We start from the raw sequence: 25271 nt of genomic DNA on the forward strand, positions 1-25271 counted from the left end.
CGCATGGCATCCTAGGAGGCTAGGTTGAGCCCTATGACCATCAATCCGGGCGCGGCGGAGTTCCCGCATCGGCAGATCGGCGCCCAGATCCGCGCGCAGATCCAGCGCGGCGACTGGGCGCCCGGCGAGCGACTGCCGTCGATTCCGTCGCTGGCCGCGCAGTACGGGGTCGCCAAGCAGACCGTCCAGCGCACGATCGACCAGCTGCGCATCGAGGGCCTGCTGATCACCCGGCCGGGCTCGGGCACGTTCGTGCGCGGCACCAAGCGCCGGATGAACCGGCTCTCCCGCGGCCGCTACGGGTCGCAGCGCGGCTACCACGCGGAGCTCGCGGCGCGGTACCGGCAGCACCTCATGATCGTCGCGCAGATGCCGGCGCCCGCGGAGGTCGCGGAGGCGTTCGGGCTCGACGCCGGGGCGCCGCTGCTCGTGCGGCGGCATCTCGTGCGGACCGGGGACTCCCCCGTCGAGGTCGGGGCGTCCTGGTTCCGGCCGAACGACGTGCGCGGGACGTCGATCGAGCGCCCCGACGTGTTCGACCGGCCGCTGTTCCAGGAGGTCGAGGAGGAGCTCGGCCGCCGCTACGCCAGCGCCCGCGACCAGGTCAGCGCCCGGCTGCCGACCCGGGAGGAGGCCGAGCTGCTGCAGATCCGGCCCGACACGCCGGTCCTGGTGCTGCTGCACGTGGCCTACGACGACGACCACAAGGTCATCGAGGTCGCCCAGGCGGCCTGGCCCGGCCCGATGACCCAGCTGACCGAGGAGTACCGCATCCCGGCCGCCCGCCCCGGCCTGCCGGACGACGAGCCCGGCCTGGCGCTGGGCTGACCACGCGTGCTGGTCGGACGCGATGCGCAGTGGGCGCGGCTGCACGCCGTGCTGCGCTCGGCCGCCCGTGACCAGGGCGGCGGACTGGTGCTGCGCGGCGAGGCCGGCATCGGCAAGACGGCGCTGCTGGCCCAGGCGGCCGCCACGGCCCGGGCCGAGGGAATGCGGATCGTCACGGCGGCTGGGGTGCAGGCCGAGGCCCGGATCCCCTACGCGGTCATCCACCAGCTGCTGCGCCAGGTCGGGGTGCGCTTCGACCCGGACGGGGAGTCCTCGCCGTACCGGATCGGCATGCGGGTCCTCGACCGGCTCGGGGACCTCGGCGAGCCGGTCCTGCTCGCCGTCGAGGACGCGCACTGGGCCGACGCGCCGAGCTGGGACGCGCTGACGTTCCTGGGCCGCCGCCTGGAGTCCGACCGGATCGCGCTGGTGATGACGGTCCGCGACGGCGACGACGTCGAGCGGCGCCTGGCCGCCGCCGGGCTGCCCGAGATCCGGCTCGACCCGCTCGGGCCGCAGGCCGCCGCGGAGCTGCTCGACCGGATCGCCCCCGGCCTCTCCCCCGCCCTGCGGGCCCGGGTCCTCGACGCGGCGGCCGGCAACCCGCTCGGCCTGGTCGAGCTGGGCGAGGCCGCGGCCCGCTCCGGGGCCGCCGCGCTGCTGCCGGCCGCGCTGCCGCTGAGCACCCGGGTCGAGCGGACGTTCTCGGCCCTGGTCGCCGAGCTGCCGGAGCCGACCCGGGCCCTGCTGCTGACCGCCGCGCTCGACGACGGCGACGCGCTGGACGAGGTGACGGCCGCGACCGCGATCGTCCGGGGGCGGCCGGTCACGGCGGCCGACGCGGAGCCGGCGGTGCGGACGCGGCTGATGGCCGTCGATGAGCAGTACCGAATCCGGTTCCGTCACCCCCTGCTGCGCTCGGCGCTGGCGGGATCGGCCACGGCGGAGGTGCGCCGGGCCACGCACGCCGCGCTGGCCCGGGTGCTCGCGGCCGAGCCGGGCCGCCAGATCTGGCACCGCGCCGCGGCCGCCGCCGGCCCGGACGAGGCGATCGCGCGGGACCTGGCCAAGACCGCGATCCGGGCCCACCGCAGCCAGGCCGCCGGGGTCGCGCAGGCCGCGCTGGAGCGGGCCGCGCAGCTCAGCGAGGACCACACCGAGCGCGTGCTGCGGCTGCTCTGGGCCGCGGAGCTGGCCAGCCAGCAGGGCGACGGCGACACCGTGCGGCGGCTGCTGGCCCAGGTCGGCTCCGAGGAGCTGCGGCCGGCCCACCGGGCGCGCTACGCGTGGCTGCACGAGTCCTTCGTCGGCGCGGGCTTCACCGGCACCACCCGGCTCGGGGTGTACCTCGATCTCATCGACGACATGCGCCGGACCGGCGACGCCAACCTCGCCCTGAGCTCGCTGATCGACCTGAGCCTGCGCATGCACTGGTCCAACCCGGGCGACGCGCTGCGCCGGCGCTACGTCGAGATCGCCGAGGCGCTCGACACGCCCGGCGACGACTACCGGGCCCTGGCCGCGATGGCCACCGCCGCCCCGATCGAGCGCGGCGCGGCGAGTCTGGAGCGGCTCGAGCGGCTGCGCCACCGGGTCGGCCTGAGCGCGGTGGCGCTGAGCGAGCTCGGCGTCGCGGCCAGCGGCGTCGGCGCGTTCCCGCTGTCGAACCACCTGCTGCTCCCGAGCATCGCCGACCTCAGCCGGCAGGGCCGGCTGGGCCTGCTGGTGCACGTGCTCAACAGCCTCGCCTTCAACGCGGCCGCCCTGGGCGACGCCCGCTCCGCGCTGCGGCACGCCGAGGAGACGGTGAGCCTCGCCGCGGAGATCGGCCTGGGACAGGTCGGGCTGACCGGCCGGCTCAGCCTGGCGATGGCCGCGGCCCTGCGCGGCGACGGCGAGCGGGCCCGCGCGCTGGCCGACGGGGCCGAGGCGGTGCTCATCGCGGCCGGCATGCATCCGCTCCTGTCGCAGGTCCTGCGCGTGCGCGGCGTCGAGGCCCTGGCCGCCGGGCGCGCCGAGGAGGCGTTCCGCGAGCTGCGGCGCATGTTCGACCCGGCCGATCCCGCGTACCACCCGTACCTGCGCCTCACCGCCGTCGGCCACCTGGCCGAGGCGGCTCTGCTCGCCGACCTGCGGCCCGAGCTGGCCCCGGTCGTCGCGGACCTGGAGCCGGTGGCCGGGCAATGCCGCAACCCCGCACTGCTGGCCGCTCTGCACTACGCCCGCGAGGTCCTGGCCGGCGACCCCGCCGCCCGGCCCGGCGACGACGCCGGGCCGGACCTCGCCGCGTGGCCGTTCGAGCGGGCCCGGCTGGCGCTGACCCGCGGGACCCGCCTGCGCCGCGGCCGGCAGATCCTCGAGTCCCGGCCACAGCTGCGGGAGGCGGCGGCCACGTTCGACGCGCTCGGGGCGACGCCGTGGGCGGACCGCGCGCGGGCCGAGCTGCGGGCCTCGGGCGAGTCGCTGCGCCGGCCGGTCGACGCGACGGCCGCCCTCACCGAGCACGAGCTGCAGGTCGCGCACCTCGCCGCGGCCGGGCTGAGCAACCGCGAGATCGGCGAGCGGCTGTTCCTGTCGCCGCGGACGATCTCCACCCACCTGTACCGCATCTTTCCCAAGCTCGGCGTGAAGTCGCGGGGCGAGCTGGCCAAGGTGCTGGCGGATCCCTAGACCGGCTTGGCCTTCTGGGGCTGGAAGGTCTCGTGGCGGGCCAGCATCGCCACGAACTCGGCGATCTTCCGCTCGCGGGTCTCGGCCCGCTTGACGGCGTTGAGGCGGTAGATGAGCGCGAACCGGTTCGCCTTGGTGAGCACGTCGAACATGGCCTGGGCGGCCGGCACCGCGGCGATCGCGGCCAGCAGATCGGCCGGTACCTCGGCCTCCGACGGCGGGGCGTAGGCGGCCGCCCACCGCCCGTCGGCCTTGGCCGCGTCCACCGCCGCGCGGCCCGCCGGTCGCATCCGGCCCTGCTCCTCGAGCCGGGCCACGTGCCCGACGTTGCGCTGCGACCAGGAGCTGCGGGCGGTACGCGGCGTGAGGCGGATCCAGGAGTGCTGCTCGTCGCCCTTGCGCGCCTGCCCGTCGATCCAGCCGACGCACAGCGCCTCGTCCACCGCCTGCTGCCAGGTCAGCGTGGTGACCGTCCCGCCCTTGCGGGTCAGGGCCAGCCAGACCCCCGCCGACACCGCGTGGTGCTCGGCCAGCCACGCCCGCAACGCCTCGGCGTCGGCGACGATCAGCTCCTGTAGTTGCGCTCCCGGCATCCCTGCAGGCTAGCGGCGCCGGCCACGGGGGCCGCGACCGGCGCCACACCTTCCTCAGGTGATCGGGTCCGGGGCGCCTCAGGTGATCGGGTCCGGGGCGGCCGTCGCGGCCGGGGCCGGGGACGTCGGGGTGTCGGTGACGCGCGGGTCGCCCTCGTCCGCGAAGTAGTCCTCGCGGGTCGTGTCGTCGCCGCCGTCGGTCACCGAGGAGGCGCGCAGGATCAGGGTCAGGATCGCGGCCACGGCCAGGTTCACGACCACCGCGACGAAGCCGACGTAGATGGTCTTCTTGGTGTCGAAGCCCCACTCGCTCAGCGGGAAGGCCGAGCCCGCGAAGTGCCGGTGCGTCGTCGGGTTCACCACCTGGTAGAGCATCCACAGGCCCAGGCCCATGCCGGCGACCCAGCCCGCGACCAGGGCGCCGCGGTGGAACCACCGGGTGAACAGGCCCAGGGCCACGGCCGGGAGGGTCTGCAGGATGATGACGCCGCCGATGAGCTGCAGGTCGATGGAGAACTGCGGGTCGACGAAGACGACGAAGAGCAGGGCGCCGAACTTGACCAGCAGGCTCATCACCTTGGAGACCGTGGCCTCCTGGGCGGGCGTGGCGTCGCGCTTGAAGTACTCGCGATAGATGTTGCGCGTGAAGAGGTTCGCGGCGGCGATGGACATGATGGCCGCCGGGACCAGGGCGCCGATGCCGACGGCGGCGTAGGCGACGCCCGCGAACCAGTCGGGGAAGATCTTGTCGAACAGCAGCGGTACGACGGTGTTGTTGTCGTTGGTGCCGTTGGCGTTCTTCAGCGGGGTCACGCCCGCGGCGATGGCCGCGAAACCGAGCAGCGCGATGAGGCCGAGCAGGAAGCTGTACGCCGGCAGCGCCGACATGTTCCGCTTGATCACGTCGCGGTTCTTGCTGGCGAGCACGCCGGTGATGCTGTGCGGGTACAGGAACAGGGCCAGCGCCGAGCCCAGGGCCAGCGTGAAGTACTGGATCTGGTTGTCGCCGTTGAGCAGGATGCCGTCGGCGGGCGACGGGGTCCTGGCGAACTTCGCGTCCGCGGCGTCGAAGATCGCGCCCCAGCCGCCGAGCTTCGCGGGCAGGTAGAAGACCGCGACCAGGATGACGACGTAGATGAGGATGTCCTTCACGAACGCGATCAGTGCCGGGGCGCGCAGGCCGCTGGAGTACGTGTAGGCGGCCAGGATCGCGAAGGCGATGATGATCGGCAGGTGCCGGGCCAGCGTGCCGGACCCGGTGACGCCCATCGTCTTGAGCACCGACTCGATGCCGACGAGCTGCAGCGCGATGTACGGCATCGTCGCCACGATCCCGGTGATCGCGATGACCAGGGCGAGCGTCGGCGACTGGAACCGGGCCCGCACGAAGTCGGCCGGGGTGACGAACCCGTGCCGGTGCGACACCGACCACATCCGCACCAGGACGAGGAACACGAGCGGGTAGATGATCACCGTGTACGGCACCGCGAAGAAGCCGGCCGCGCCCGAGGCGAACAGCAGGGCGGGCACGGCGACGAACGTGTAGGCGGTGTACAGATCGCCGCCGACCAGGAACCAGGTGACCCATCCGCCGAAGTTGCGGCCGCCGAGGCCCCACTCGTCGAGGTGGTTGAGGGTGTCGGGGCGGCGCCAGCGGGCGGCGACGAAGCCCATCGCGCTCACGGCGAGGAAGAGCACGACGAAGATGACGATCTCGGTGACATGATCACGCCACATGGCCGCTCACCGCCGCTTCGTCATCTGGTAGACGAGCGTGGTCACGCCGACGCCCAGCAGGATGAACGCGAGCTGGAGCCAGTAGAACCGGGGGAAGCCGAGGATGCGGGGTCCGTCGGCGTTGAACACGAAAGTCAGCAGCGGTACCACGATCGGGATGAACAGCAGCCAGTTCCACGGGCTGCGGTCACTCGCCGGGGCCTTCCGCTCTTCAGGACCGGTCACGGCAGACCTCTCCTTCGACGGGGGTGTCCGGACCTGGGCGGCAGGTCCGTAATGATCGACGTAACCTGATCCCTGCCGCTCGCCGACGGCCCGCGGGCCGCGAATCGGCGAACGGTACGTACGGTGCGCCTAACGGGCAAGCTCCAATTCGGTGGCGTTGGCCCCCGTGACGACCACCCCGACGGCTGAGCCCATGAGCCCGGGCCGCGCGAGCACCGCCGCGAGGGCGGCCGCGCCCGCGCCCTCGGCCTGGGTGCCGGCGAGCCGGGCGAGCAGCCGCCGGGCGTCGCCGATGGCCGCGTCGCCGAGCAGGACGAAGTCCGTGAGGTGCTCGCGGAGGATCGCCTGCGGGCCGGCGAAGCCCCGTCCGGTGGCCAGTCCGTCGATCTCGGTGTGGTTCGCGCGATGCTGGCACGTGCCCGCCCGCCACGAGTCGTGCGCGGCGGGCGCGGCCTGGGACTGGACCGCGATCACCCGGCAGCCGGGCGCGAGCGCGGCGGCGACGAGGCAGGCGGCCGCGGCGCCGGTGCCCGAGCCGACGGGGACGACGAGCGTGTCGAGCTCGGGGTGGCGTTCGAGGAGCTCGCAGTACAGCGTGGCGACCCCGGCGATGAGGGCCGGCTCGTCGCCGGGGCTGACCAGGCGGCCCGGCAGGGTCGCGGCGTGCGCCTCGGCGTCGCCCATGTCGGCGCCGTGGCGCACGACCGTCGCGCCGAGCGCCTCGACGGCCCGCACGCGCAGCTCGGCGGCGCGGGCGGGCATGACGATCGTGGCCCGGCGGCGGTACTCGCGCGCGGCGTAGGCGATCGCCCGGGCGTGGTTGCCGGTGGAGTAGGTGACGATCGGCTCGTCGCCGTCGAGGGTCGCGAGGAGGTTGAGGGCGCCGCGGACCTTGAAGGCTCCGGTGGGCTGGGTGTTCTCGTGCTTGACGACGACCCGGCGCCCGGCGGCCTCGTCCAGCAGCGGGTAGGACCAGGACGGGGTGGGCGGGAGGTGGCGGTCGACGATCTTCCGGGCCGCGAGCACGTCGCGCATGGTGAGCATGGGGCGAGCTTTCCGCGGTACGACATATTGGTCCAATGCTTGTTCAGCGGTTTTTCCATAGACATGATTGATGCGTGCTCGATGTGACGCGCCTGCGGGTGCTCGTGGCGGTGGCCCGGCACGGGTCGGTGACGGCGGCGGCCGAGGCGCTGCACTATGCGCAGCCGTCGGTGAGCCACCACCTCGCCCGGCTCGAGACGGAGACGGGGGTGCGGCTGCTGCAGCGGGCCGGCCGCGGGGTGCGGCTGACGCCGGCCGGGCGGCTGCTGGCCGAGCGGGGCGAGGAGATCCTGGGCCGCCTCGACGCCGCGGAGGCCGAACTGGCCGAGCTCAGCGGCCTGCGGGCCGGGCGGGTGCGGCTGGCGGCGTTCCCGTCGGCGCTGGGGTCGTTCGTGCCGCGCGCGGCGGCCCGGTTCACGGCCGCGCATCCGGGCGTGGTGCTGGAGTTCGTGGAGGCGGAGCCGCCCGCGGCCCTGGCCCTGCTGCGCACCGGGGAGGTCGACCTCGCCGTGGTGTTCGACTACGGCTCCGCCGACGGCGAGGTGCGGCTCACGCCGCTGTTCACCGAGGGCCTGCACCTGGTGACGCGGCCCGGCGCCGAGGGGCCGCTGGAGTCCTTCGCGCGGGCACGCTGGATCGCGGGGTGCGCGCGGTGCCGGGAGAGCCTGGTGCGCCGGTGCGCGGCGGCCGGGTTCGTGCCGGACATCGCGTTCACGACCGACGACTACGTGGCGGTGCAGGCGCTGGTCGCGGCCGGGCTGGGCGTGACGATCCTGCCGTCGCTGGCGCTGCGGGCGCACCGGTCGGCGGCCGTGGCGACGGTACCGCTGGCGGGCGAGGGGCGGCGGGTGAGCGCGGCGGCGTACGGTGTTCCCCCGGACCCACCCGCCACCGCACGCCTCCTCGAGTTCCTGATCACAACGGGTGACGAGGACATGCGGAGCGTGACGGCGAGAACGTGAATTTATCTCACAGGTGTATGGTGTCAAGAAGACGGAACGGCCACCACAGCTAGGTAATCCGACTCACGACGGCTGAGTTGCGCGGCGGATCCGATCTCCTCCCGGCCCGGCTGGAATGTTCCGCATGGGACAGACGGTCTACATCACGGGGTGCGGGTCGTTCCTGCCGGGAGCGCCGGTCGGCAACGACGAGATCGCGGACCGGCTCGGCGGCTCGGACCGGGCCACGGCCCGGCGGCGGGCGCGGGTGCTCGCGGCCAACGGGATTCGGCAGCGCCACTACGCGGTCGGCGCGGCGGCCGGTGCGCTTGACGGGGCGGGCGCGGGGTCCGGCGACAGCGAGGCCGGACCGCGGCTGAGCAACGAGGAGCTCGCCGCCGCGGCGGTCGAGCGGGCCGTCAAGGACGCCGGGCTCGCCATGGGCGAGATCGGCATGCTCGCGACCGGCACGACGATGGGCGACCAGCTCGTGCCCGGGTTCGCGGCGATGGTGCACGGCCGCGTCGGCGGCGGCCCGATGGAGCTGCTCAGCGCCGGCGGGGTCTGCGCGTCGGGGATGGCCGCGCTCAAGGCGGCCGCCGCGACCGTGGCGCTCGGCGAGCACGACGCGGCCGTCGTGGTCGGGTCGGAGCTCGTCAGCCGGGTGCTGGCCGAGCCGCGGTTCGGGGCCGGCGGGCGGGTCACGGCCGACGCCGAGTTCCTGCGGTGGACGCTCTCCGACGGGGCCGGGGCCGTCGTGCTGTCGTCGCGGCCGCGCACGGATCGGGCCAGCCTGCGGGTCGAGTGGGTGCGCAGCGTGTCGTACGCGCACGAGCACCCGGCCTGCATGCGCGCCGGCGAAGGGTGGCTCGACGCCGGCAGCGCCGCCGAGGCCGAGGCCGCCGGGGCGCTGCGGCTGCGGCAGGACGTCGGCGGGCTGCCCGGGCTGGTGCGGCTGGGGGTCGAGCAGCTGCGCGAACTCGTTGACATCCGAACGATCGACCACGCGCTCGTGCACTACTCGGCGAACACGTTCCGCGACCGGATATTTCGTGAAATGCCGGAAATCGCGGCCATCTGCTTCAGCAACCTCGAACAGTGCGGCAACACCGGGGCGGGCAGCATCTTCGTGATGCTCGAGGAGGCGTGGCGCACGCGACGGTTCCGCCCGGGCGAGCGAATCCTGCTCGCCGTGCCCGAATCCGGGCGCTTCACGATCGCGTTCGCGCTGCTCACCTGCGTCGGGCCGGCCCAGCTCCTCGACGAGCTCGCCGAGGTCTGGGGCGAGCTCGAACAACGGCTCGCCGAGGTTGCGCTGGTGCGCCGCATCGAGGACGGCACGGCCACGATCCGCGACTACCGGGCCCTGCTGCTCAACCTCCGCCAGCAGGTGGTCGAGGGCGGGCGGTGGATCTCGCGGGCCGCGTCCAACTTCTCCGCCGAGCGGTTCGAGCTGCGCAGCGCCGCGATCCGGCACGCCGCCGAGGAACACCGGGACTTCCGGCTGCTCGAGCGCGACTTCGTCGCCGTCGGCGGGGACCTCGCCGAGATCACCGCGGCCGCCAAGAACCCGGGGTCGGAGGCGTTGTCCGCGTTCATCCTGCAGCAGGCCTCGCTGCCCGACCCGGTCGACCTGCTCGGCGCGATGTTCGTGATCGAGGGGCTCGGCGGCGTCAAGGCGCTGGGGTGGGCCCGCATGCTGCAGGAGCGGCTGGGGCTCACCGACGAGCAGGTGAGCTTTCTGCGGTACCACGGCCAACACGACGGCGACCACCTGAGCGAGATGCGCCGGCTGCTCGGCCTCGTCATGGCCGATCCCGCCGACTGTGCGCGGATCGTGCGCACGGCCCGGATCACGGCGCGGCTGTACGCCCTGCAGCTGGAGGAGATCCGATGACCGCCGACGGGATCTGGGACGAGCTCGCCGCCCGGGAGCCGATGGACCCGGCCACGCTCCGGCTCGTCATCGAGGACCAGCGCTCGGCGTCGCGGCGGTGGCTGTACCCCCTCCTGCGCCCAATCTGCGGCGTGCTCGTCGCGGTCGTCGTCGTGGTGCGGCGGTTCGTGCCCGGGCGGCTCACCGCGCACGGGCTCATGGACGTGCTCTGCGTGTGGTTCCTGCGCCGCTGGGTCAGCCCGGCCGCGGGCGAGCTGCTCGTGCGGCACTTCATCGTCGAGACGAACCTGCTCGTGTTCATCGCGCGCAACACCGGCGGGCCGCACGAGGTGACGCTGCGGCCGCGGGCGCTGCGGGAGCTCGGCGACCGGGCGGTCATCGAGCACGACGTGAACGTGTACGAGGTGCTCAAGGCCGTCGGGGAGCGGCGCGAGGCGCTCGACACGAGCATGCTGCGCGTCGGGCCGGTCGACGCCGAGCCGGGCACCCGCCGGATCCTGCGGCTGGACATCCAGTCGGCGCTGTGCCTGATGAACATCCCGTTCGCGGTGTGCCTGAGCGCGGCCGAGTACCGGCGGGCCGTGCACTCGCTGCGCCTCGACACGCACCTCATGGCCGTGCTCGCCGACGTCACCGGCGACCCGGTGTTCCGCACCTGGGCGCCGGCGGGCGTCGCCGTGCGGGTCGACAGCCGGCTCGACGTGCCGCGGGCGGTCTACGAGCACGCGGTGGTCTGCGAGTACGCCCACGAAAGGTTGCGGCGGCCGGCCACCGTCCGACTGGTGGCCGGCGCCGCCGGCTAGAGGCGCACGCCCAGCAGGGCGTCGACCGCGGAGGCCATGATCGCCGGGGCTTCGCGGTCGTCGCCCGCGTCGGCGAGCGTCGCGTCCACCCACGCGTCGACGGCGGCCAGCGCGCCGGGCGCGTCGAGGTCGTCGCCGAGGCGCTCGCGCAGCTGGGCGACGAGCTCCGCGCCCGACGGGCCGATGCCCGCCCGGGCCGCCTCCCGCCATCGCGACAGGCGCTGCTGGCCGGCCTTGAGGACGTCGTCGGTCCACATGCGGTCGTTGCGGTAGTGGTCGGCGAGCAGGGCCAGGCGCACCGCCATCGGGTCGACGCCGTCGCCGCGCAGCCGGGACACGAAGACGAGGTTGCCCTTGCTCTTGGACATCTTCTCGCCGTCGAGGCCGATCATGCCCGCGTGCACGTAGTGGGTCGCGAACGGCGCCTTGCCGGAGAGGGCCTCGGCGTGGGCGGCGGAGCACTCGTGGTGCGGGAAGAGCAGGTCGTTGCCGCCGCCCTGCACGTCGATGGTGTCGCCGAGCAGGCTCTGGGCGATGACCGTGCACTCGATGTGCCAGCCGGGGCGGCCGGGGCCGAGCTCGCCACCGTTCCAGGCCGGCTCGCCGTCGCGGGCGCCGCGCCACAGCAGCGGGTCGAGCGGGTCGCGCTTGCCGGGGCGCTGCGGGTCGCCGCCGCGCTCGGCCGCCAGGCGCAGCATCTCGGTGCGGGACAGGTTGGACTCGGAGCCGAAGCCGGGGGCCGTGGCGACGGAGAAGTACACGTCGCCGGTGCCGTCCTCGAGGGGGTAGGCGTGGCCGGAGGCGATGAGCGCGGCGACCTTGCGGGCGATCTGCGGGATGGACTCGACCGCGCCGACGTACCGCTTCGGCGGGATGATCCGCAGCGCCTCCATGTCCTCGCGGAACAGCGCGGTCTCGCGCATGGCGAGCACGATCCAGTCCTCGCCGTCGCGCTCGGCCCGCTCCAGCAGCGGGTCGTCGACGTCGGTGACGTTCTGGACGTAGTCGACCTCGTGCCCGGCGTCGCGCCACACCCGGTTGGCCAGGTCGAACGCGATCATCGTGGCCGCGTGCCCGAGGTGGGTGGCGTCGTAGGGGGTGATGCCGCAGACATACATGGTCGCGGGGCGGCCGTCGAGCTCGACGGGGGCGATCTCCCGGCGCGCCGAGTCGAACAGGGCGAGCGGCGCGGCATCGCCGGTGGGGCGGGGCAGCGTGGGCAGCGCCGGTGCGGTCCAGGAGTCCATGACCAACAGCGTATCCGGGGTCACGCTCCCCGAGGGATGTGACGATCGTTGCCCTTGCGCTTGCACTTCCCGTAGCTGGAAGGGGTTCACTGGTGCCCATGACGACGGGCGTCCCGATCGGGGAGTTCTCGCGGCTGAGTCATCTGTCCGCGAAGACGCTGCGGTACTACCACGACATCGGCCTGCTCGTGCCGGCCGAGGTCGACGGGGAGACCGGGCATCGGCGCTACCACACGGGCCAGGTCGGCGACGCGCACCTCATCCGGCGGCTGCGCGGGCTGGACCTGCCGCTGGCCGAGATCCGCACGGTGCTCGCCGCGCCCGACGCCGGGGCCGGGACGCTGCGCCAGCACCTGGACCGCATGGAGGCGGAGCTGGCGCGGACCCGGGACGTGGTCGCCTCGCTGCGGCGGCTGCTGGACGCTTCGCCGCCGGTGACGGTGCTGTACCGCACCCACGCCCCGGCGCCCGTCCTGCGTGTCGAGGCCCGGGTCGCCCGCCCCGACGTGGGGGCGTGGTGCGGGGCGGCGTTCGGGGAGCTGTTCGGGGTGCTCGCGCGGGCGGGCGCCGATCCGGCCGGCCCGGCGGGCGCCACCTACTCGCCCGAGTTCTTCGAGCAGGACGCCGGGGGAGTTTCCGCCTTCGTACCGGTCGTGCCCGACGCCTTCGCCGCCGACCCGCGCCTGGGCACGCTGCCGGGGCGCCGGTATGCCGTGGCGGTGCACGCGGGGCCGTTCGGCGACTGTGACCTCACGTACGGGGCGCTGGGGGCGCACGTGGCGGTGCACGACACGGCGCTGGGGGAGGCGATCGTGGAGCGGTACCTGGTCGGGCCGCAGCACACGGACGACGAGGAGCGGTTCCGGACCGAGGTCTGCTGGCCGGTCGCCTGAGACGGCGGCCCGGGCGCCGGGAAGCCGAGCCGGATTGCCGGCAGCGCCGACCGGGCTCACGAACACCGGCCACCTCCGGCCGGTCACACACACGGTCACACCAGCGCCGGCCGCCCGCTGGGCGCAGGACAAGCGCCGGCCGCCCGCTGGGCGCAGGACAAGCGCCGGCCGCCCGCTGGGCGCGGGACAAGCGCCGGCCGGTCGCGTCCAACACCGCGACCGGCCGTAGCACCGGACGAAACGTCCGGCACTCCGTGATCGGACTTTTCGTACTTATACCCCGTCAGGGGAAAAATGCGATATGTCGTGGCGCGGCAGCGCCCGACATATCGTTCACACCCGAACGAAGGAGCGCGCACCAACCATGTCCGACCTCGAACTCGCCAACATCACCGTTGACTGCACCGGCAGCGCCGAGGACCTGGCCGCCTTCTACGCCGAGCTGCTCGGCCGCGACCTGAACCCGGGCGCGTCCGAGTTCTTCGCCACCGCCGGCCACTCCCCCACGCTCATGTTCATCCGCGTCCCCGAGCGCACCCCCGGCAAGAACAGCGTCCACCTCGACCTGCACACCGACGACATCGCGGCCGGCGTCGAGCGGGCGGTGGCGCTGGGGGCCCGGCACGTGGGCGACTTCGACGAGTACGGCGCGGTCTGGGCGACCCTGGCCGACCCCGAGGGCAACCTGTTCGACATCGGCCGCTCGTCGACGGCCTGAATCTGGCATATCCGGAAGACATCCGCGCGCCGGGCCGGCCTGCGCGGCGCCGGAGCCGGACTCAGATCGGCGGCCAGGGAATCGCGTGGCGGTCCTCGTCCGGCGACGGGAACGTGCGCGCCCGCAGCAGCGCGTCGATGCGCACCCAGATCATGGCCACCTCGGCCGGGGTCAGGTGCTCCGCGAACGTCTCGGCGAGGCCCGCGGAGTACTGCGCGCGCAGCTTCTCCAGCACCTCGACCCCCTCGTCCGGGATCGGCTCGCCGGCCCAGCCCCAGATGATCGTGCGCAGCTTGTCCTCGGTGTGGAAGCAGATGCCGTGGTCGACGCCGTGGACCTTGCCGTCCACGGTGTCGATCACGTGGCCGCCCTTGCGGTCGGCGTTGTTCGCGACCGCGTCGAAGAGCGCGATGCGGGCCAGCCGCGGGTCGTCGGCGTGGGCGAGGACGAAGGGGCGGCCGCGCTCGTCGCGGGCCGACATGATCCGGCGCCAGTCCTTCGGGACCTTGTTCGCGGGCACGAACCCGAGGAGCAGGTCGTCGCTCTGCAGCTCGTCGTCGATCCAGAGCTGGCACATGCCGGGGCCGAGCGGGCCGTCGCGCAGCAGGGTCGGCGGGACGATGCCCCAGCCGGTCGCCTCGGAGAGCAGCCAGGCCGAGTACTCCCGGCCGGCGAGGGTGCCGTCGGGGAAGTCCCACAGCGGGCGCTCGCCGCTGACCGGCTTGTAGACGCACCGGGCCACGGTGTCACCCAGGGTGATGACGCAGCGCAGGGTGGCGTTGGAGGCGTCCATGAGCCGGCCCTCGAGCTCCAGCTCGCCGTGGCGCAGCAGCTCGAGCGCCTCGTCCTCGGGCAGGGCCGGCACGCCCGGCTACCGCCGGTAGCCGTTGTGCCGCGGGCAGAGGTGCCCGCGGGCGTCGAGGGGCTGGCCGCACAGCGGGCACGGCGGGCGGCCGGAGGCGACGACGCGCTTGGCCCGCTCGATGAACGCCTTCGTGGCCGCCGGCGTCAGCCGGACCCGCAGGCGGTCCCGGTCGGCGGTGGCGAGCTCCTCGTCCTCGTCCTCGTCGGTCTCCTCGGTCTCCTCGTCGCCGACCGCGATCGCCTCGATGATGACCGTGGCGCTGTCGACGTCGAACTGCAGGCCGAGCGTGCCGACGCGGAACTCCTCGTCCAGCGGGGTGTCGAGGGGCTCGTTGTCGGCGGTCTCGACGACCGTCTCCGCGGCGAGGTCGACGCCGAAGCGGCGGTGGGCCTCCTGCAGCAGCTCCTCGAGCTTCTCGGCCAGCAGGGAGACCTGCACCTTTTCCAGGGCGACGCTGATCAGCCGGCCGCCGCCGCGGGCCTGCAGGAAGAAGGTCCGCTCCCCCGGCGCACCCACGGTGCCGGCAACGAACCGCTCCGGCGGCTCGAATGCATACACGTGGTGGCTCATGCTGTCACCTCCGCTTCGCTCCGGCGCCAGCCTGAGCTGAATCAATGCCCATGATGAGCGGCCTCTCCGCTTCGCTCCGAACCGCTCATGCTGAGAACTCTATCCAGTCGTGGCGGCAACCGCCGCAGGCGGGCACAAGATCACACCGAACCGCCCGAACCGCCCCCGACGGCGGCATCCGAGGACGGCTCGCCCTCCGTCTTCTCCGGCGGCTGGAACCCGGACAGATCGCCGCCGGTGTCGTTGAGGCGCAGGACGAAGGAGCGCAGCGGGGTGTACCGGATGACGGTCACGGACGCGGGCTCGACCGCGAGGCGCTGGAACAGGTCCAGGTGCATGCCGAGCGCGTCCGCCGCGATCGCCTTGATGATGTCGCCGTGGCTGCAGGCCAGCCAGACGGCCTCCGGGCCGTGCGAGGCGGCGATGCGGGCGTCCCAGGAGCGGACCGCGGCGATCGCCCGGGCCGACATGGCGGCCATCGACTCCGCGTCGGGACCGGGGAACACGGCCGCGGAGGGGTGGGCCTGCACCGTCGCCCACAGCGGCTCCTTGGCCAGCTCCTTGAGCGGGCGGCCGGTCCAGTCGCCGTACCGGCACTCGATGATGCCCTCGTCCTCGACGACGTCGGTCACGTCCGGCAGGGCGAGGGACAGGGTCTCGCGGCAGCGCGGCAGCGGGCTGCTGACGACGGCGGCGAGGGGCAGCTTGGCCGCGGCGAGGCGCTCGCCGACGGCGACGGCCTGGGCCCGGCCGACCTCGTCCAGCGCGACGGGCTGGTGCCCGGCGAGGACGCCGGTCGCGTTGGTCGTGGTCCGGCCGTGGCGCAGCAGCAGAACGGTGGTCACGAGCTCAGTCCCGCCCGCTCCCACGCCTCGGCGAGCTGGCGGATGACGCCGATGGAGTAGTCGGCGTCGCCGAACACGATGGTGGAGATCTCCGTCACGCCGGCCTCCTGATACGCCTGCAGCCGCTCCGCCACGCGCTCGACGGGCCCGAGCAGCGAGGTGCGGTCGATGAACTCCAACGGTACGGCGGCGGCCGCGTCCCGGTGGCGCTTGGCGAGATAGAGGTCCTGGATCTCCCTGGCCGCCTCGCCGTAGCCCATGCGGGTGGCGAGGGCGTTGTAGAAGTTCTGCTCCCGCGAGCCCATGCCGCCGACGTAGAGGGCCGCGTAGGGGCGCACGAGCTCGGCGCACATGGCGATGTCGTCGCCGAAGACCACCGGTACCGATGCCGCCACCTCGAAGCCGTCCATCGTCTTGCCGGCCTTGGCCCGGCCCGCGGCGATCGAGCCCAGCGACTCGCTCGCGTGCTCCGGGGAGAAGAAGATGGCCAGCCAGCCGTCGGCGATCTCGCCGGTCAGCTCCAGGTTCTTGGGCCCGACGGCGGCGAGGTAGACCGGGACGTGGTCGCGGACCGGGTGCAGGATGAGCTTGAGCGCCTTGCCGGGGCCGTCGGGCAGCGGCAGCGTGTAGAACTCGCCGTCGTAGTCGACGAGCTTGCGGGTCAGGGCCAGGTTGACGATGTCGACGTATTCGCGGGTGCGCTTGAGCGGCTTGGCGAAGCGCACGCCGTGCCAGCCCTCGGAGACCTGGGGGCCCGACACGCCGAGGCCGAGGCGGAACCGGCCGCCGGAGAGCTTGTCGATCGTGGCGGCGGTCATCGCCGTCATGGCCGGGGTGCGGGCCGGAATCTGGAACACGGCGGAGCCCAGCTCGATGCGCTCGGTCTGCCCGGCGATCCACGCGAGCATGCTCGGTGCGTCGGAACCGTAGGCCTCCGCCACCCATACGCAGGAGAAACCGAGCCGGTCGGCCTCCTGGGCGATGGCCAGGTGACCGGCCGGGTCGTTCCACGACGACAGGTAACCGAGGTTCAACGCAAGCCGCACTACTGCCTCCCGGAGGTCCCCCGTGCGACCCTGCACGGTGCGGCACCAGGGTAGCCTGTGCCGCGGCCAGGCCCGGCCTCCGCCATGTTGGCGCCCTCCGGCCGTATCGTTCCATGCATGCAACAGCGACCGCTCGGCCGTAGCGGGCTGGCGGTATCCCGGCTGGCCCTCGGCACGATGACGTGGGGCCGTGACACCGACGCCGACGACGCGGCGGCCCAGCTCAAGACGTTCCGCGACGCCGGCGGGACGCTGCTGGACACCGCGGACGTCTACGCCGACGGCGAGGCCGAGTCGGTCATCGGTGCCCTGGTCGGCCGGCTGGTACCGCGCGATGAGCTGGTCATCGCGACCAAGGCGGGCCTGCGTCCGGGGATGACCCGCCGGCGCGACGGCTCCCGCGGCCACCTGCTGAGCGCCCTCGACACGTCCCTGCAGCGGCTCGGGACCGACCACGTGGATCTGTGGCAGGTGCACGGGTACGACCCCGACACGCCGCTGGAGGAGACGCTCTCGGCGATCGACACGGCGGTGAGCAGCGGCCGGGCCCGCTACGCCGGCGTGTCGAACTTCTCCGGCTGGCAGACGGCCCGGGCCGCGACCTGGCAGGCGGCGTGGCCGGGGCGGGCGCCGCTGGTCTCCACGCAGGTGGAGTACTCGCTGCTGGAGCGGGGCATCGAGCGCGAGGTCATCCCGGCGTGCACGGCGCTGGGCATCGGCATCCTGCCCTGGTCGCCGCTGGGCCGCGGGGTGCTGACGGGCAAGTACCGCACCGGCGTGCCGGCCGACTCGCGGGCCGCGTCGCCGCACTTCGAGCGGTTCGTGGCGCCGTATCTCGACGACCGCTGCGCCGGGATCGTCGAGGCGGTCGCGACCGCGGCGGGCGGCCTCGGCGTGTCGCCGCTGGAGGTGGCGCTGGCGTGGGTGCGGGACCGGCCGGGCGTGGTCGCGCCGGTGCTCGGCGCGCGCACGGTGGGGCAGCTGCTCGGGGCGCTGCAGACCGAGGAGATCGTGCTGCCGCGGGAGATCCGGGCCGCGCTCGACGACGTGTCGGCGCCCACCTCCGGCTACCCGGAACGGCAGACGTAGCGGGAGCGCATACGCTGGTGGACCATGCTGCGCCGACTGCTGACCCTGGCCGGCGTGCTGCTGCTCACCGCGTGTGACGCCGGCGCGCCCGTCAGCCACCCCGACGCCACGATGCCCACCCCGACCTGGGCGCCCGCGCCGTCCGCGAGCCCGGCCGGGACGACGATGCCGGTGCCGGAGCGCCCGACCGGGGTCGCGATCGGCACGACGGTGACCGCGATTTCCGAAAACGCCGCATTTGTACTACCCGAGGCCGCCCGATCCCCGGTCGCCGGACCGACCCGGGGCGTGGTGAGCGTCGCCGGCGGGTTCCGCGTGGTCGCCGGGTCCGCGGTGCACAACCTGCCCGGCGGGGCGACGTGGGCGCTGCCGGCCCCGGGCGGGGCGATCGCCGTGCCCCGCGACGCCGGCTGGACCGCCGTCGCGCTGCCCGACCGCGGCGATGTGATCATCCTCTCGGCCACCGGGGAGGTACTGCGCACCATCGCCACCGGCGGGCGCCCGGCCGCCCTGGCCGCGGACGGCTCCCGCATCGCGGTGCTCGACGCGTCGGAGTCCTCGATCACCGTGTTCGACGCCGCGACCGGCGCGCGGCAGGAGGCGCTGCGGGCCGGCGACGGGGCCGTGACGGTCGCGGCCGTCGGCGGCGGCCGGTTCGCGGTGATCGACGCGCGCGACGGGGAGCTGCTGGTCTTCGACACCGGGCCGCTGATCCTGCGCCAGCGGTACCCGGTGAAGGGCGGGGCGTGGGCGGCCGCGTACGACGGGAACCGGGGTGTGCTCTGGGTGACGCTCACGGCGCGTAACGAGGTGGTGGGCTTTCACCTCGGCGGTGGGACGCCGCGGGAGGTCGGGCGGCATCCGACGGTACGGCTGCCGCTGGCCCTCGCCGTCGACCCGGCCTCCGGGGCGCTGGCCGTCGCCGGGTCGGACGGCACCGGGGCGCAAGGGCTGGTGCAGCGCATTGCGGCGTAGCAGTATCGGTGCATGGACTACGAGTACGTGCCGCTGCGGTTGCCGTCGAATGTCGACCGGATGACCGCTAACGCACAGCTGACGATCCAGGCCGAGTACGGCGGCTGGGAGCTGGCGCGGGTCCGGCTCTACCCGGACGGCTCCCGCCAGGTGATGCTCCGCCGCCGCGTCACCAGCACCTCGCTCCCCGGGCTCAGCACGTAGGTGAAGGCCGGCGTCGCGCATTCGCGCGACGGAACGTAACGATGTCCGTGCTCGCGCCGGCCGCGGCCCCCGCCGGGCGCGCGCTCGCCGTCGCCGGACGCTAGCCCCGCACCGGCGGCTGGTTCGGCGGCCTGGCCGGCCTCGCCGGCGGCATGGCCGGCGGCATGGCCGGGGCCAGGCGCAGCACCGCCGCGAACTCGGGCGTCAGCCGGTGCGCGACGAGTTCGCCGCCGTCGCCGAACACCGGCCGCACGACCGCCGGGACCGGGATCGTCCGGCCCTCGGTGAGGCGCAGGAAGTCGATGTAGGCGGCGATGAGCGCCGACAGGCCCGGCCCGTCGGCCGGCGTGACGACCACGGTGTCGTCGCTCGCCGCGGCCTCGCGCACGGCCGCGGCGACCTCGGGATCGACGCGCTCGATCACCCGGATCAGCGCCAGCGCCGCGTCGGCGGTCAGCGCGGCGGGCGCCGCGCTGCGGTCCCGCTCGGCGTCCTCGACCGAGGCCGGGCTCACCTCGACGTCGAGGGCGGCGGAGCGGGAGAGCAGGTCCCGCACGCGCAGCAGGTGCAGCCGGCGGCCGCTGAGATCGAAGAACTCCTTGACCAGCTCCGGCCGCGGCCCGACGAACTCGGACCGGTGCCGCCACCACCAGTCCTCCTTCTCGTCGTTGGTGACGATCACGAGGTCCAGCCCGCGCTCCCGCGCCGCCTCGCACGACTGCCAGAAGATCAGGAAGTCACCCGTCGCGCCCTCGGGGTGGGCGGTCTTCGCGGCGTCCAGGTATCCGGGCGGCCGCCGCTCGGCGATGCGCCGCGTGCCCTCCGCGACGAGCTCCGACCAGCGCCGCTCGCCGGGGTGCGGCAGCACCCGGCCGTCGAGGAGCGCGAGCAGCCGCCGCATCACCGGGTCCTGCTCGACCGGGGTGGCGGCCCGCACCCGGCCCGTCTCGGTCCGCACGATCGCGATGTCGAGGTCGTCGAAGAGCTCCTCGATCGCCTGCTCGTGGCGGCGCAGGTCGGCGTCGTCGAGCGCGACGGTGCGCGCCCACCGCCGCATCGCCTCGGCCGCGGCGGCCCGGCTCTTCCCGAGCTCCTCGCGGGTCTCGCGGGCCACGCCGGACGGGTTGCCGATGGCGCTCATCCGGTTGCGGTGGAACTCGCGCAGGGCCTGGTGCGGCACGACCAGCCGGTCCCCGAGCCGCTCGAGGACCGCGAGGAGGTCCTCGGTGGTGCGGCGGTTGTAGCGGTACAGGCTCAGCAGCACGTTGGCGTCGACCGCGACGAGCGCGGACTGGAGGGCCTGGTCCTTGTCGGCGTCACCGACGATCCGGTAGCCCTCGAAGCTGTCGAAGAGTCCATGCATCGACGGCCACGATATACGTCGCATCGGCGGGGCCGGGCCGGCTCGGCCGGCCGGCAATTTTCCACGCGGTTGCGCCGGGTTCGCCGGGTCCGTGGCGTGCGGCTTGACCCCGCTGCCGAAGCGCATCGACAGTGGCCGTTACCACGAAGGGTCGCAAAGAAGGGGTCGTACCGCCATGCGAAGAACCCGCACGCTCGCACTCGCCCTCGGGGCCGTGGTCGCCGCCGGGGCGGCCGGGGCCGTGGCCGCCGCGCGCGAGGCTCGCAACTTCGGGCGGTGCGGCGTTACCGGCCGTGTGCCGCGGGTAGTCGCAAGGGCATGACGTTCCGCAAAGGCGACCACGTGACCTGGCGCAGCCACGGCAAGACGGTCCACGGCACCGTCGAGCGGCGCATCACCTCGCGCACCGAGGCGGCCGGGCGGACGGTCGCGGCCTCCCCGGACGAGCCGCAGTACGAGGTGCGCAGCGACAAGACGGGCCGCACCGCCGTGCACAGGGAGGATTCGCTCGACCATGACAGCTGACGCGTACGCCGAGTTCCGCGACGCGGTCAACATGACGGCGTCGGAGCTGCAGCGCTGGCTCGGCACCGAGGCGTCGAAGGCGGCCGGGCAGCACAGCGGCGGCGGCGAGTCGGTGGGCCATGACAGCGGCCGGCAAATCGTGCGCATCCTGCACACGAAGCGGGCCGACCTGACCGAGGCGGACGAGGCGCACATGCGCAAGGTCGTCGGGTACGTGCACCGGCACCTCGCCCAGCGCCCGTCCGGCGACGTCACCGACACCCGCTGGCGGCACTCGCTCATGAACTGGGGCCACGACCCGCTCAAGCGGTAGCGGCGCCGGCAGGGGTCCGTCAGGAGCACGGACCCCTGGCGGCGGGCCGCTCACGTGTTGACCGGGAAGCCCAGGGACAGGCCGCGCTGGCTCGGGTCGCTCCAGCGGGTCGTCACGACCTTGGCCCGCGTGAAGAAATGCACGCCCTCAGTGCCGTGCGCGTGCACGTCGCCGAAGAGGGAGGACTTCCAGCCGCCGAAGGAGTAGTACGCCATCGGCACCGGGACGGGCACGTTGACGCCGACCATGCCGACCTGGATCTCGCGGCAGAAGCGCCGCGCCGCGCCCCCGTCGGCGGTGAAGATCGCGGTGCCGTTGCCGTACGGGTTGGCGTTGATCAGGGCCACGCCCTCCTCGTACGACGCGACGCGCACGACCGACAGGACCGGGCCGAAGATCTCCTCGGCGTAGACGGACATGCCGGGCTCGACGCCGTCGAGCAGGGTCGGGCCCACGAAGAAGCCCTCGCCGTCGGCGTCGTAGGCACCCTCGCGGCCGTCGACGACCACCCGGGCGCCCGCGGCCGCGCCCGCCGCGATCGCCGACGCCACCCGGTCCCGGGCCGCGGCCGAGACCAGCGGGCCCATGTCGCAGCCGCGGCGGCCGTCGCCGGTGCGCAGGCTGCGGGCCCGCTCGGCGATCCGCTCGACCAGGCCGTCGGCCACCTCGCCGACGGCGACGACCACCGAGATGGCCATGCAGCGCTGGCCGGCCGAGCCGAAGCCGGCGTTCACGGCCTGGTCGGCGGCCAGGTCCAGGTCGGCGTCGGGCAGCACCAGCATGTGGTTCTTGGCGCCGCCCAGGGCCTGCACGCGCTTGCCGTGGCGGCTGGCGGTCTCGTGGACGTACGACGCGACCGGGGTCGAGCCGACGAACGACACGGCGGCCACGTCGGGGTGCTCGAGCAGGGCGTCGACCGCCTCCTTGGCGCCGTTGACGACGTTGAAGACGCCGTCGGGCAGGCCGGCCTCCTGCCACAGGCGGGCCAGCCACAGGGCGGCGGAGGGGACCTTCTCGCTGGGCTTGAGCACGACGGTGTTGCCGGCCGCGATCGCGATCGGGAAGAACCACATCGGGACCATCGCCGGGAAGTTGAACGGGCTGATGATCACGACGGGGCCGAGCGGCTGGCGCAGGGAGTGCACGTCGACGGCGGTCGAGGCGTTCTCGGTGAAGCCGCCCTTGAGCAGGTGGGGCATGCCGCAGGCGAACTCGACGACCTCGCGGCCGCGGGCCACCTCGCCGCGGGCGTCGTCGAGGACCTTGCCGTGCTCGGCGGTGATGATCGCGGCGAGCTCGTCGGCGCGCTCGTTGAGCAGCTCCCGGAAGCGGAACAGCACCGTGGTGCGGCGGGCGAGCGAGGTCTCGCTCCAGTCGGCGAACGCGGCGGTCGCGGCCTTCACGGCGGCGTCGGCCACGGCCGCGCCGGCCAGGCCGACGCGGGCGGTCTCGGCCCCGGTGGCCGGGTCGGTCACGGGCGCGGTGGCCCCGGCGGGCACCACCTCGGCCCCGGAGATCCAGTGCGGCACGACGGTCATGTGGCGGCTCCCAGGCAGCGGCGGATGTGGGCGTGGACGGCGAGGACACGTTCGGCGCCGCGGACCATCGCGGGGTCGACCATGCGGCCGGTCGCGGTGACCGCGACGGCGCGCCCGCCGGCCCCGGCGGCGGCGAGGCTGTCGAGCAGTGCCCGCGCGGCGGCGACCTCCCCCGGGTCGGGGGCGAAGCCGGTCAGGATGGGCTCGACCTGCTTCGGGTGGACGGCGGTGCGGCCCAGGAAGCCCATGGCCCGGCCGGCGCGGCAGGAGGCAATCAGGCCCTCGGTGTCGGCGAGGTCGGTCCAGGCCGACATCATCGGCGCGGGCAGGCCGGCCGCGCGGGCCGCGACGATCACCCGCGAGCGGGCCCAGACCAGGCCGTCGTCGGAGGTGACGCCGAGGTCGCTACGCAGGTCCGCCTCGCCGAGCGCGAGCGCGGCGACCTGCGGGGCGCGGGCGATGCCGGCCGCGGCCTCGATCCCGGCGGCGGACTCCAGCAGGGCGTGCACGGGCACCGGGCCGAGCGCGGCGACGACCCGCGCGACCTCGGCGGGCGACTCGACCTTGGGTACCCGGACCGAGTGCAGCCCGGCAATGCCGGCAATGCCGGCAATGCCGGCCAGGGCGGCCAGGTCGGCCTCCCCGGCCGGCGTGCCGGCCCCGTTGACCCGCACCGAGATCCGGGCCCGGGCGGCGGGGTCGAGCGCGGTGAGCCAGTCGCGCACCGCGGCCCGCGCGCCGTCCTTGCCGCCCACCGCGACGGCGTCCTCCAGGTCGAGGATCACCAGGTCCGCCGGGCCGGCCAGCGCCTTGGCGAACAGCGCCGGCCGGTCGCCGGGGACGTAGAGGGCGACGAGATCGGGCGTCACGAGCCCGTGGGGCGGTGCAGGTAGCGGCCGCGCGGCTCGCCGGTGACCACGCCGTCGGTGAGCACCCGCATGCCGCGCACGAACGTGTCGGTGACGGCGGCGCTGAGCTCGAAGCCCTCGAACGGCGTGTACTCCTGGGCCGAGAGCGAGTCGGCGGCGCGGATCGTCCACGGGCGGTCGTCGTCGAGCAGGCACAGGTCGGCGTCGAAGCCCTCCTTGATGGCGCCCTTCGACGGCAGGCCGTAGCGCTGCGCGGGGTTCCACGCGGTGAGCGCGGCGATCCGGTCCCAGCCCAGGCCGCGCTTGCGTCCCTCGCTCACGAGGGCGGGCAGGAGGTACTCGGCGCCGCCGAAGCCGGACTTGGCCAGGAAGACGTCGTCGCGGTCGGCGCCGAACTTCTGCTCGTCGCGGCAGCAGGCGTGGTCGGAGACGACCCAGTCGAGCTCTCCGGCGAGCAGGTGCTCCCACAGCGCCTCGACGTCCTCGCGCGGGCGCAGCGGCGGGTTCACCTTGCCGCCGATGCCCGAGGCCGTGTGGATGTCGGCGACCAGGTGCCCGATGGTGACCTCGCGGCGGAAGTCGATGTGCGGGAACGTCCTGGCCATGAGCAGGGCGGCGGCGACGGCCTTCGCCGAGCTCAGGTGCAGCAGGTTGATCTTCGGCAGGCCGGTCTCGTGGGCGAGGTAGGACGCGATCGAGATGGCCAGGCCCTCGGAGTGCGGCGGGCGGGAGGCGGAGTAGGCCTCGAGGCCGGTGAGGGTGCCGTCCTCCTCGACCAGCTTCGTGTAGGCCGCCATGATCTCGGCGGTCTCGCAGTGCAGGCTGAGCGAGATCGCCTCGGCCTTGTCGGGGAACTGCTCGCGGGCCTTCTGGATGCCGCGCATCACGAACTCGAAGTGGGCGATGTCGTAGCGCTCGCCCTCGGGGGTCATCAGGAACTTCGACTGGTCCGAGGAGCGGCCGTGCAGGCCGTGGCTGCCGTAGAACATGAAGATCTTGAACGAGGTGACGCCGTGCCGCTCGACCAGCATCGGGATCTCGTCGATGTGCTCCTTGCTCATCGGGGCGAGATGGAAGGCGTAGTCGATGAAGGCGTTGCCCTCGCTGAGGCCGAGCACCTCGGGGAAGACCTCGGCGTAGGGGCCGCCCTTGTTGAGGTAGTACTGGCCGGTGCGCATGTAGTTCAGGCCGGTGGTGACCCCGCCCTGGGCCGCGGCCCGGCTCTCGGCCTCGGTGTCGACGTCGAGCGGGTTGTAGATGCCCCAGTGCTGGTGGGCGTCGACGACGCCGGGGAAGGCGAGCTTGCCGCCGCCGTCGACCACCTCGGCGGCATCGGCGGTGTCCAGGCCCGCGGCGACCGCGACGATCTTGCCCTCGGCGATGCCGATGTCGGCCGGGACCGGCTCGGCAGCGTCGTGGGTGACCACCCGGACGTCACGGACGATCAGGTCGTAGTGGGTCATGGTTGATGTC

25 protein-coding genes are annotated in these 25271 nt (G+C 74.0%); 12 read left to right on the forward strand and 13 right to left on the reverse strand.

What is annotated here, in order from left to right; all coding sequences use genetic code 11:
• Positions 1-33: 33 nt before the first annotated feature.
• Both ACQP1P_RS32080 and ACQP1P_RS32085 read left to right on the forward strand, forming a co-directional pair.
• Positions 34-828, forward strand: coding sequence for a GntR family transcriptional regulator (locus ACQP1P_RS32080; RefSeq protein WP_433076517.1), 795 nt, complete (start codon positions 34-36; stop codon positions 826-828).
• Positions 829-834: 6 nt separating this feature from the next.
• Positions 835-3498, forward strand: coding sequence for a helix-turn-helix transcriptional regulator (locus ACQP1P_RS32085; protein WP_433076519.1), 2664 nt, complete (start codon positions 835-837; stop codon positions 3496-3498).
• Here ACQP1P_RS32085 and ACQP1P_RS32090 read toward each other — a convergent pair.
• From ACQP1P_RS32090 to ACQP1P_RS32105, 4 genes are all read right to left on the reverse strand, one after another.
• Positions 3495-4091, reverse strand: coding sequence for a YdeI/OmpD-associated family protein (locus tag ACQP1P_RS32090; protein WP_433076521.1), 597 nt, complete (start codon positions 4089-4091; stop codon positions 3495-3497). The genes ACQP1P_RS32085 and ACQP1P_RS32090 overlap by 4 nt on opposite strands.
• Positions 4092-4169: 78 nt before the next feature.
• Complete coding sequence (gene mctP / locus ACQP1P_RS32095) at positions 4170-5828, reverse strand: monocarboxylate uptake permease MctP (RefSeq protein ID WP_433076522.1); 1659 nt, start codon at positions 5826-5828, stop codon at positions 4170-4172.
• Between the two features lie 6 nt (positions 5829-5834).
• Positions 5835-6053 carry a DUF3311 domain-containing protein gene (locus tag ACQP1P_RS32100; RefSeq protein ID WP_350625699.1) on the reverse strand — a complete coding sequence of 73 codons (219 nt, stop codon included), beginning with the start codon at positions 6051-6053 and terminating at the stop codon, positions 5835-5837.
• A gap of 129 nt (positions 6054-6182) precedes the next feature.
• Positions 6183-7097 (reverse strand): threonine ammonia-lyase, encoded by a 915-nt coding sequence (locus ACQP1P_RS32105; protein WP_433076524.1) that lies wholly within the window; start codon positions 7095-7097, stop codon positions 6183-6185.
• Between the two features lie 74 nt (positions 7098-7171).
• Here ACQP1P_RS32105 and ACQP1P_RS32110 point away from each other — a divergent pair, with 74 nt between their 5' ends.
• The 3 genes from ACQP1P_RS32110 (at position 7172) to ACQP1P_RS32120 (ending at position 10738) form a co-directional block, all read left to right on the forward strand.
• Positions 7172-8059: a LysR family transcriptional regulator gene (locus ACQP1P_RS32110; RefSeq protein ID WP_433076526.1), complete on the forward strand. Its 888-nt coding sequence runs from the start codon at positions 7172-7174 to the stop codon at positions 8057-8059.
• A gap of 124 nt (positions 8060-8183) precedes the next feature.
• Complete coding sequence (locus ACQP1P_RS32115) at positions 8184-9935, forward strand: iron-containing redox enzyme family protein (protein WP_433076528.1); 1752 nt, start codon at positions 8184-8186, stop codon at positions 9933-9935.
• Complete coding sequence (locus tag ACQP1P_RS32120; protein WP_433076530.1) at positions 9932-10738, forward strand: DUF6999 family protein; 807 nt, start codon at positions 9932-9934, stop codon at positions 10736-10738. The genes ACQP1P_RS32115 and ACQP1P_RS32120 overlap by 4 nt, the downstream gene beginning before the upstream one ends.
• Here the strand turns inward: ACQP1P_RS32120 and mshC are convergent.
• Positions 10735-11985 (reverse strand): cysteine--1-D-myo-inosityl 2-amino-2-deoxy-alpha-D-glucopyranoside ligase, encoded by a 1251-nt coding sequence (gene mshC / locus ACQP1P_RS32125; RefSeq protein WP_433076532.1) that lies wholly within the window; start codon positions 11983-11985, stop codon positions 10735-10737. The two genes, ACQP1P_RS32120 and mshC, sit on opposite strands and share 4 nt — an antisense overlap.
• Before the next feature lie 98 nt (positions 11986-12083).
• On the opposite strand from mshC, the gene ACQP1P_RS32130 reads away from it, so the two are divergent.
• Both ACQP1P_RS32130 and ACQP1P_RS32135 read left to right on the forward strand, forming a co-directional pair.
• Entirely contained in the window at positions 12084-12878 is a 795-nt protein-coding gene (locus ACQP1P_RS32130) for a MerR family transcriptional regulator (RefSeq protein ID WP_433076534.1), read from the forward strand.
• 364 nt (positions 12879-13242) lie between these two features.
• The gene (locus tag ACQP1P_RS32135) at positions 13243-13596 is read left to right on the forward strand and encodes a VOC family protein (protein WP_433076536.1); all 354 of its coding nucleotides are present in this window, start codon (positions 13243-13245) and stop codon (positions 13594-13596) included.
• 61 nt (positions 13597-13657) lie between these two features.
• On the opposite strand, the gene ACQP1P_RS32140 is transcribed toward ACQP1P_RS32135, so the two are convergent.
• The 4 genes from ACQP1P_RS32140 to ACQP1P_RS32155 form a co-directional block, all read right to left on the reverse strand.
• Positions 13658-14389, reverse strand: a complete 732-nt coding sequence (locus ACQP1P_RS32140; RefSeq protein ID WP_433090192.1) for an SCO1664 family protein — start codon at positions 14387-14389, stop codon at positions 13658-13660.
• Positions 14390-14467: 78 nt separating this feature from the next.
• Positions 14468-15031 carry a DUF3090 domain-containing protein gene (locus ACQP1P_RS32145; protein WP_433076538.1) on the reverse strand — a complete coding sequence of 188 codons (564 nt, stop codon included), beginning with the start codon at positions 15029-15031 and terminating at the stop codon, positions 14468-14470.
• Positions 15032-15171: 140 nt separating this feature from the next.
• Positions 15172-15876 (reverse strand): MSMEG_4193 family putative phosphomutase, encoded by a 705-nt coding sequence (locus ACQP1P_RS32150; protein ID WP_433076539.1) that lies wholly within the window; start codon positions 15874-15876, stop codon positions 15172-15174.
• A complete protein-coding gene (locus ACQP1P_RS32155) occupies positions 15873-16922 on the reverse strand; it encodes an LLM class F420-dependent oxidoreductase (RefSeq protein WP_433076541.1) in 1050 nt (349 codons plus the stop codon). The genes ACQP1P_RS32150 and ACQP1P_RS32155 overlap by 4 nt, the downstream gene beginning before the upstream one ends.
• Positions 16923-17039: 117 nt before the next feature.
• Between ACQP1P_RS32155 and ACQP1P_RS32160 the strand changes: the two genes are divergently transcribed.
• Genes ACQP1P_RS32160 through ACQP1P_RS32170 form a run of 3 tightly spaced genes read left to right on the forward strand, consistent with a single transcriptional unit; the run spans position 17040 to position 19190 of the window.
• Positions 17040-18011: an aldo/keto reductase gene (locus tag ACQP1P_RS32160; RefSeq protein WP_433076543.1), complete on the forward strand. Its 972-nt coding sequence runs from the start codon at positions 17040-17042 to the stop codon at positions 18009-18011.
• Between the two features lie 24 nt (positions 18012-18035).
• A complete protein-coding gene (locus ACQP1P_RS32165; protein ID WP_433076545.1) occupies positions 18036-18986 on the forward strand; it encodes a YncE family protein in 951 nt (316 codons plus the stop codon).
• 12 nt (positions 18987-18998) lie between these two features.
• Positions 18999-19190, forward strand: a complete 192-nt coding sequence (locus ACQP1P_RS32170; protein ID WP_433076547.1) for a DUF5703 family protein — start codon at positions 18999-19001, stop codon at positions 19188-19190.
• A 100-nt stretch (positions 19191-19290) separates the two neighbouring features.
• Here the strand turns inward: ACQP1P_RS32170 and ACQP1P_RS32175 are convergent, their stop codons facing one another.
• Positions 19291-20553 (reverse strand): PIN-like domain-containing protein, encoded by a 1263-nt coding sequence (locus tag ACQP1P_RS32175; protein WP_433076549.1) that lies wholly within the window; start codon positions 20551-20553, stop codon positions 19291-19293.
• A 318-nt stretch (positions 20554-20871) separates the two neighbouring features.
• Here ACQP1P_RS32175 and ACQP1P_RS32180 point away from each other — a divergent pair, with 318 nt between their 5' ends.
• Together ACQP1P_RS32180 and ACQP1P_RS32185 are read left to right on the forward strand one after the other, a co-directional pair.
• Entirely contained in the window at positions 20872-21078 is a 207-nt protein-coding gene (locus ACQP1P_RS32180) for a DUF2945 domain-containing protein (protein WP_433076551.1), read from the forward strand.
• Positions 21068-21391, forward strand: coding sequence for a DUF3140 domain-containing protein (locus tag ACQP1P_RS32185; RefSeq protein WP_433076553.1), 324 nt, complete (start codon positions 21068-21070; stop codon positions 21389-21391). Before ACQP1P_RS32180 ends, ACQP1P_RS32185 begins: the two co-directional genes overlap by 11 nt.
• A 50-nt stretch (positions 21392-21441) precedes the next feature.
• Here ACQP1P_RS32185 and ACQP1P_RS32190 read toward each other — a convergent pair whose 3' ends face one another.
• From ACQP1P_RS32190 to ACQP1P_RS32200, 3 genes are read right to left on the reverse strand one after another with little or no spacing between them, the layout of a single operon-like run.
• On the reverse strand, positions 21442-22929 hold the full coding sequence (locus tag ACQP1P_RS32190) for a CoA-acylating methylmalonate-semialdehyde dehydrogenase (protein ID WP_433076555.1): 1488 nt from the start codon (positions 22927-22929) through the stop codon (positions 21442-21444).
• Positions 22926-23798 (reverse strand): HpcH/HpaI aldolase/citrate lyase family protein, encoded by an 873-nt coding sequence (locus ACQP1P_RS32195; RefSeq protein WP_433076557.1) that lies wholly within the window; start codon positions 23796-23798, stop codon positions 22926-22928. The genes ACQP1P_RS32190 and ACQP1P_RS32195 overlap by 4 nt, the downstream gene beginning before the upstream one ends.
• Positions 23795-25261 (reverse strand): dihydroorotase, encoded by a 1467-nt coding sequence (locus tag ACQP1P_RS32200; RefSeq protein ID WP_433076559.1) that lies wholly within the window; start codon positions 25259-25261, stop codon positions 23795-23797. The genes ACQP1P_RS32195 and ACQP1P_RS32200 overlap by 4 nt, the downstream gene beginning before the upstream one ends.
• Positions 25262-25271: the final 10 nt, after the last annotated feature.

Origin of the sequence: Dactylosporangium sp. CA-052675 (assembly GCF_050947935.1) — a bacterium.
GTDB lineage: Bacteria > Actinomycetota > Actinomycetes > Mycobacteriales > Micromonosporaceae > Dactylosporangium.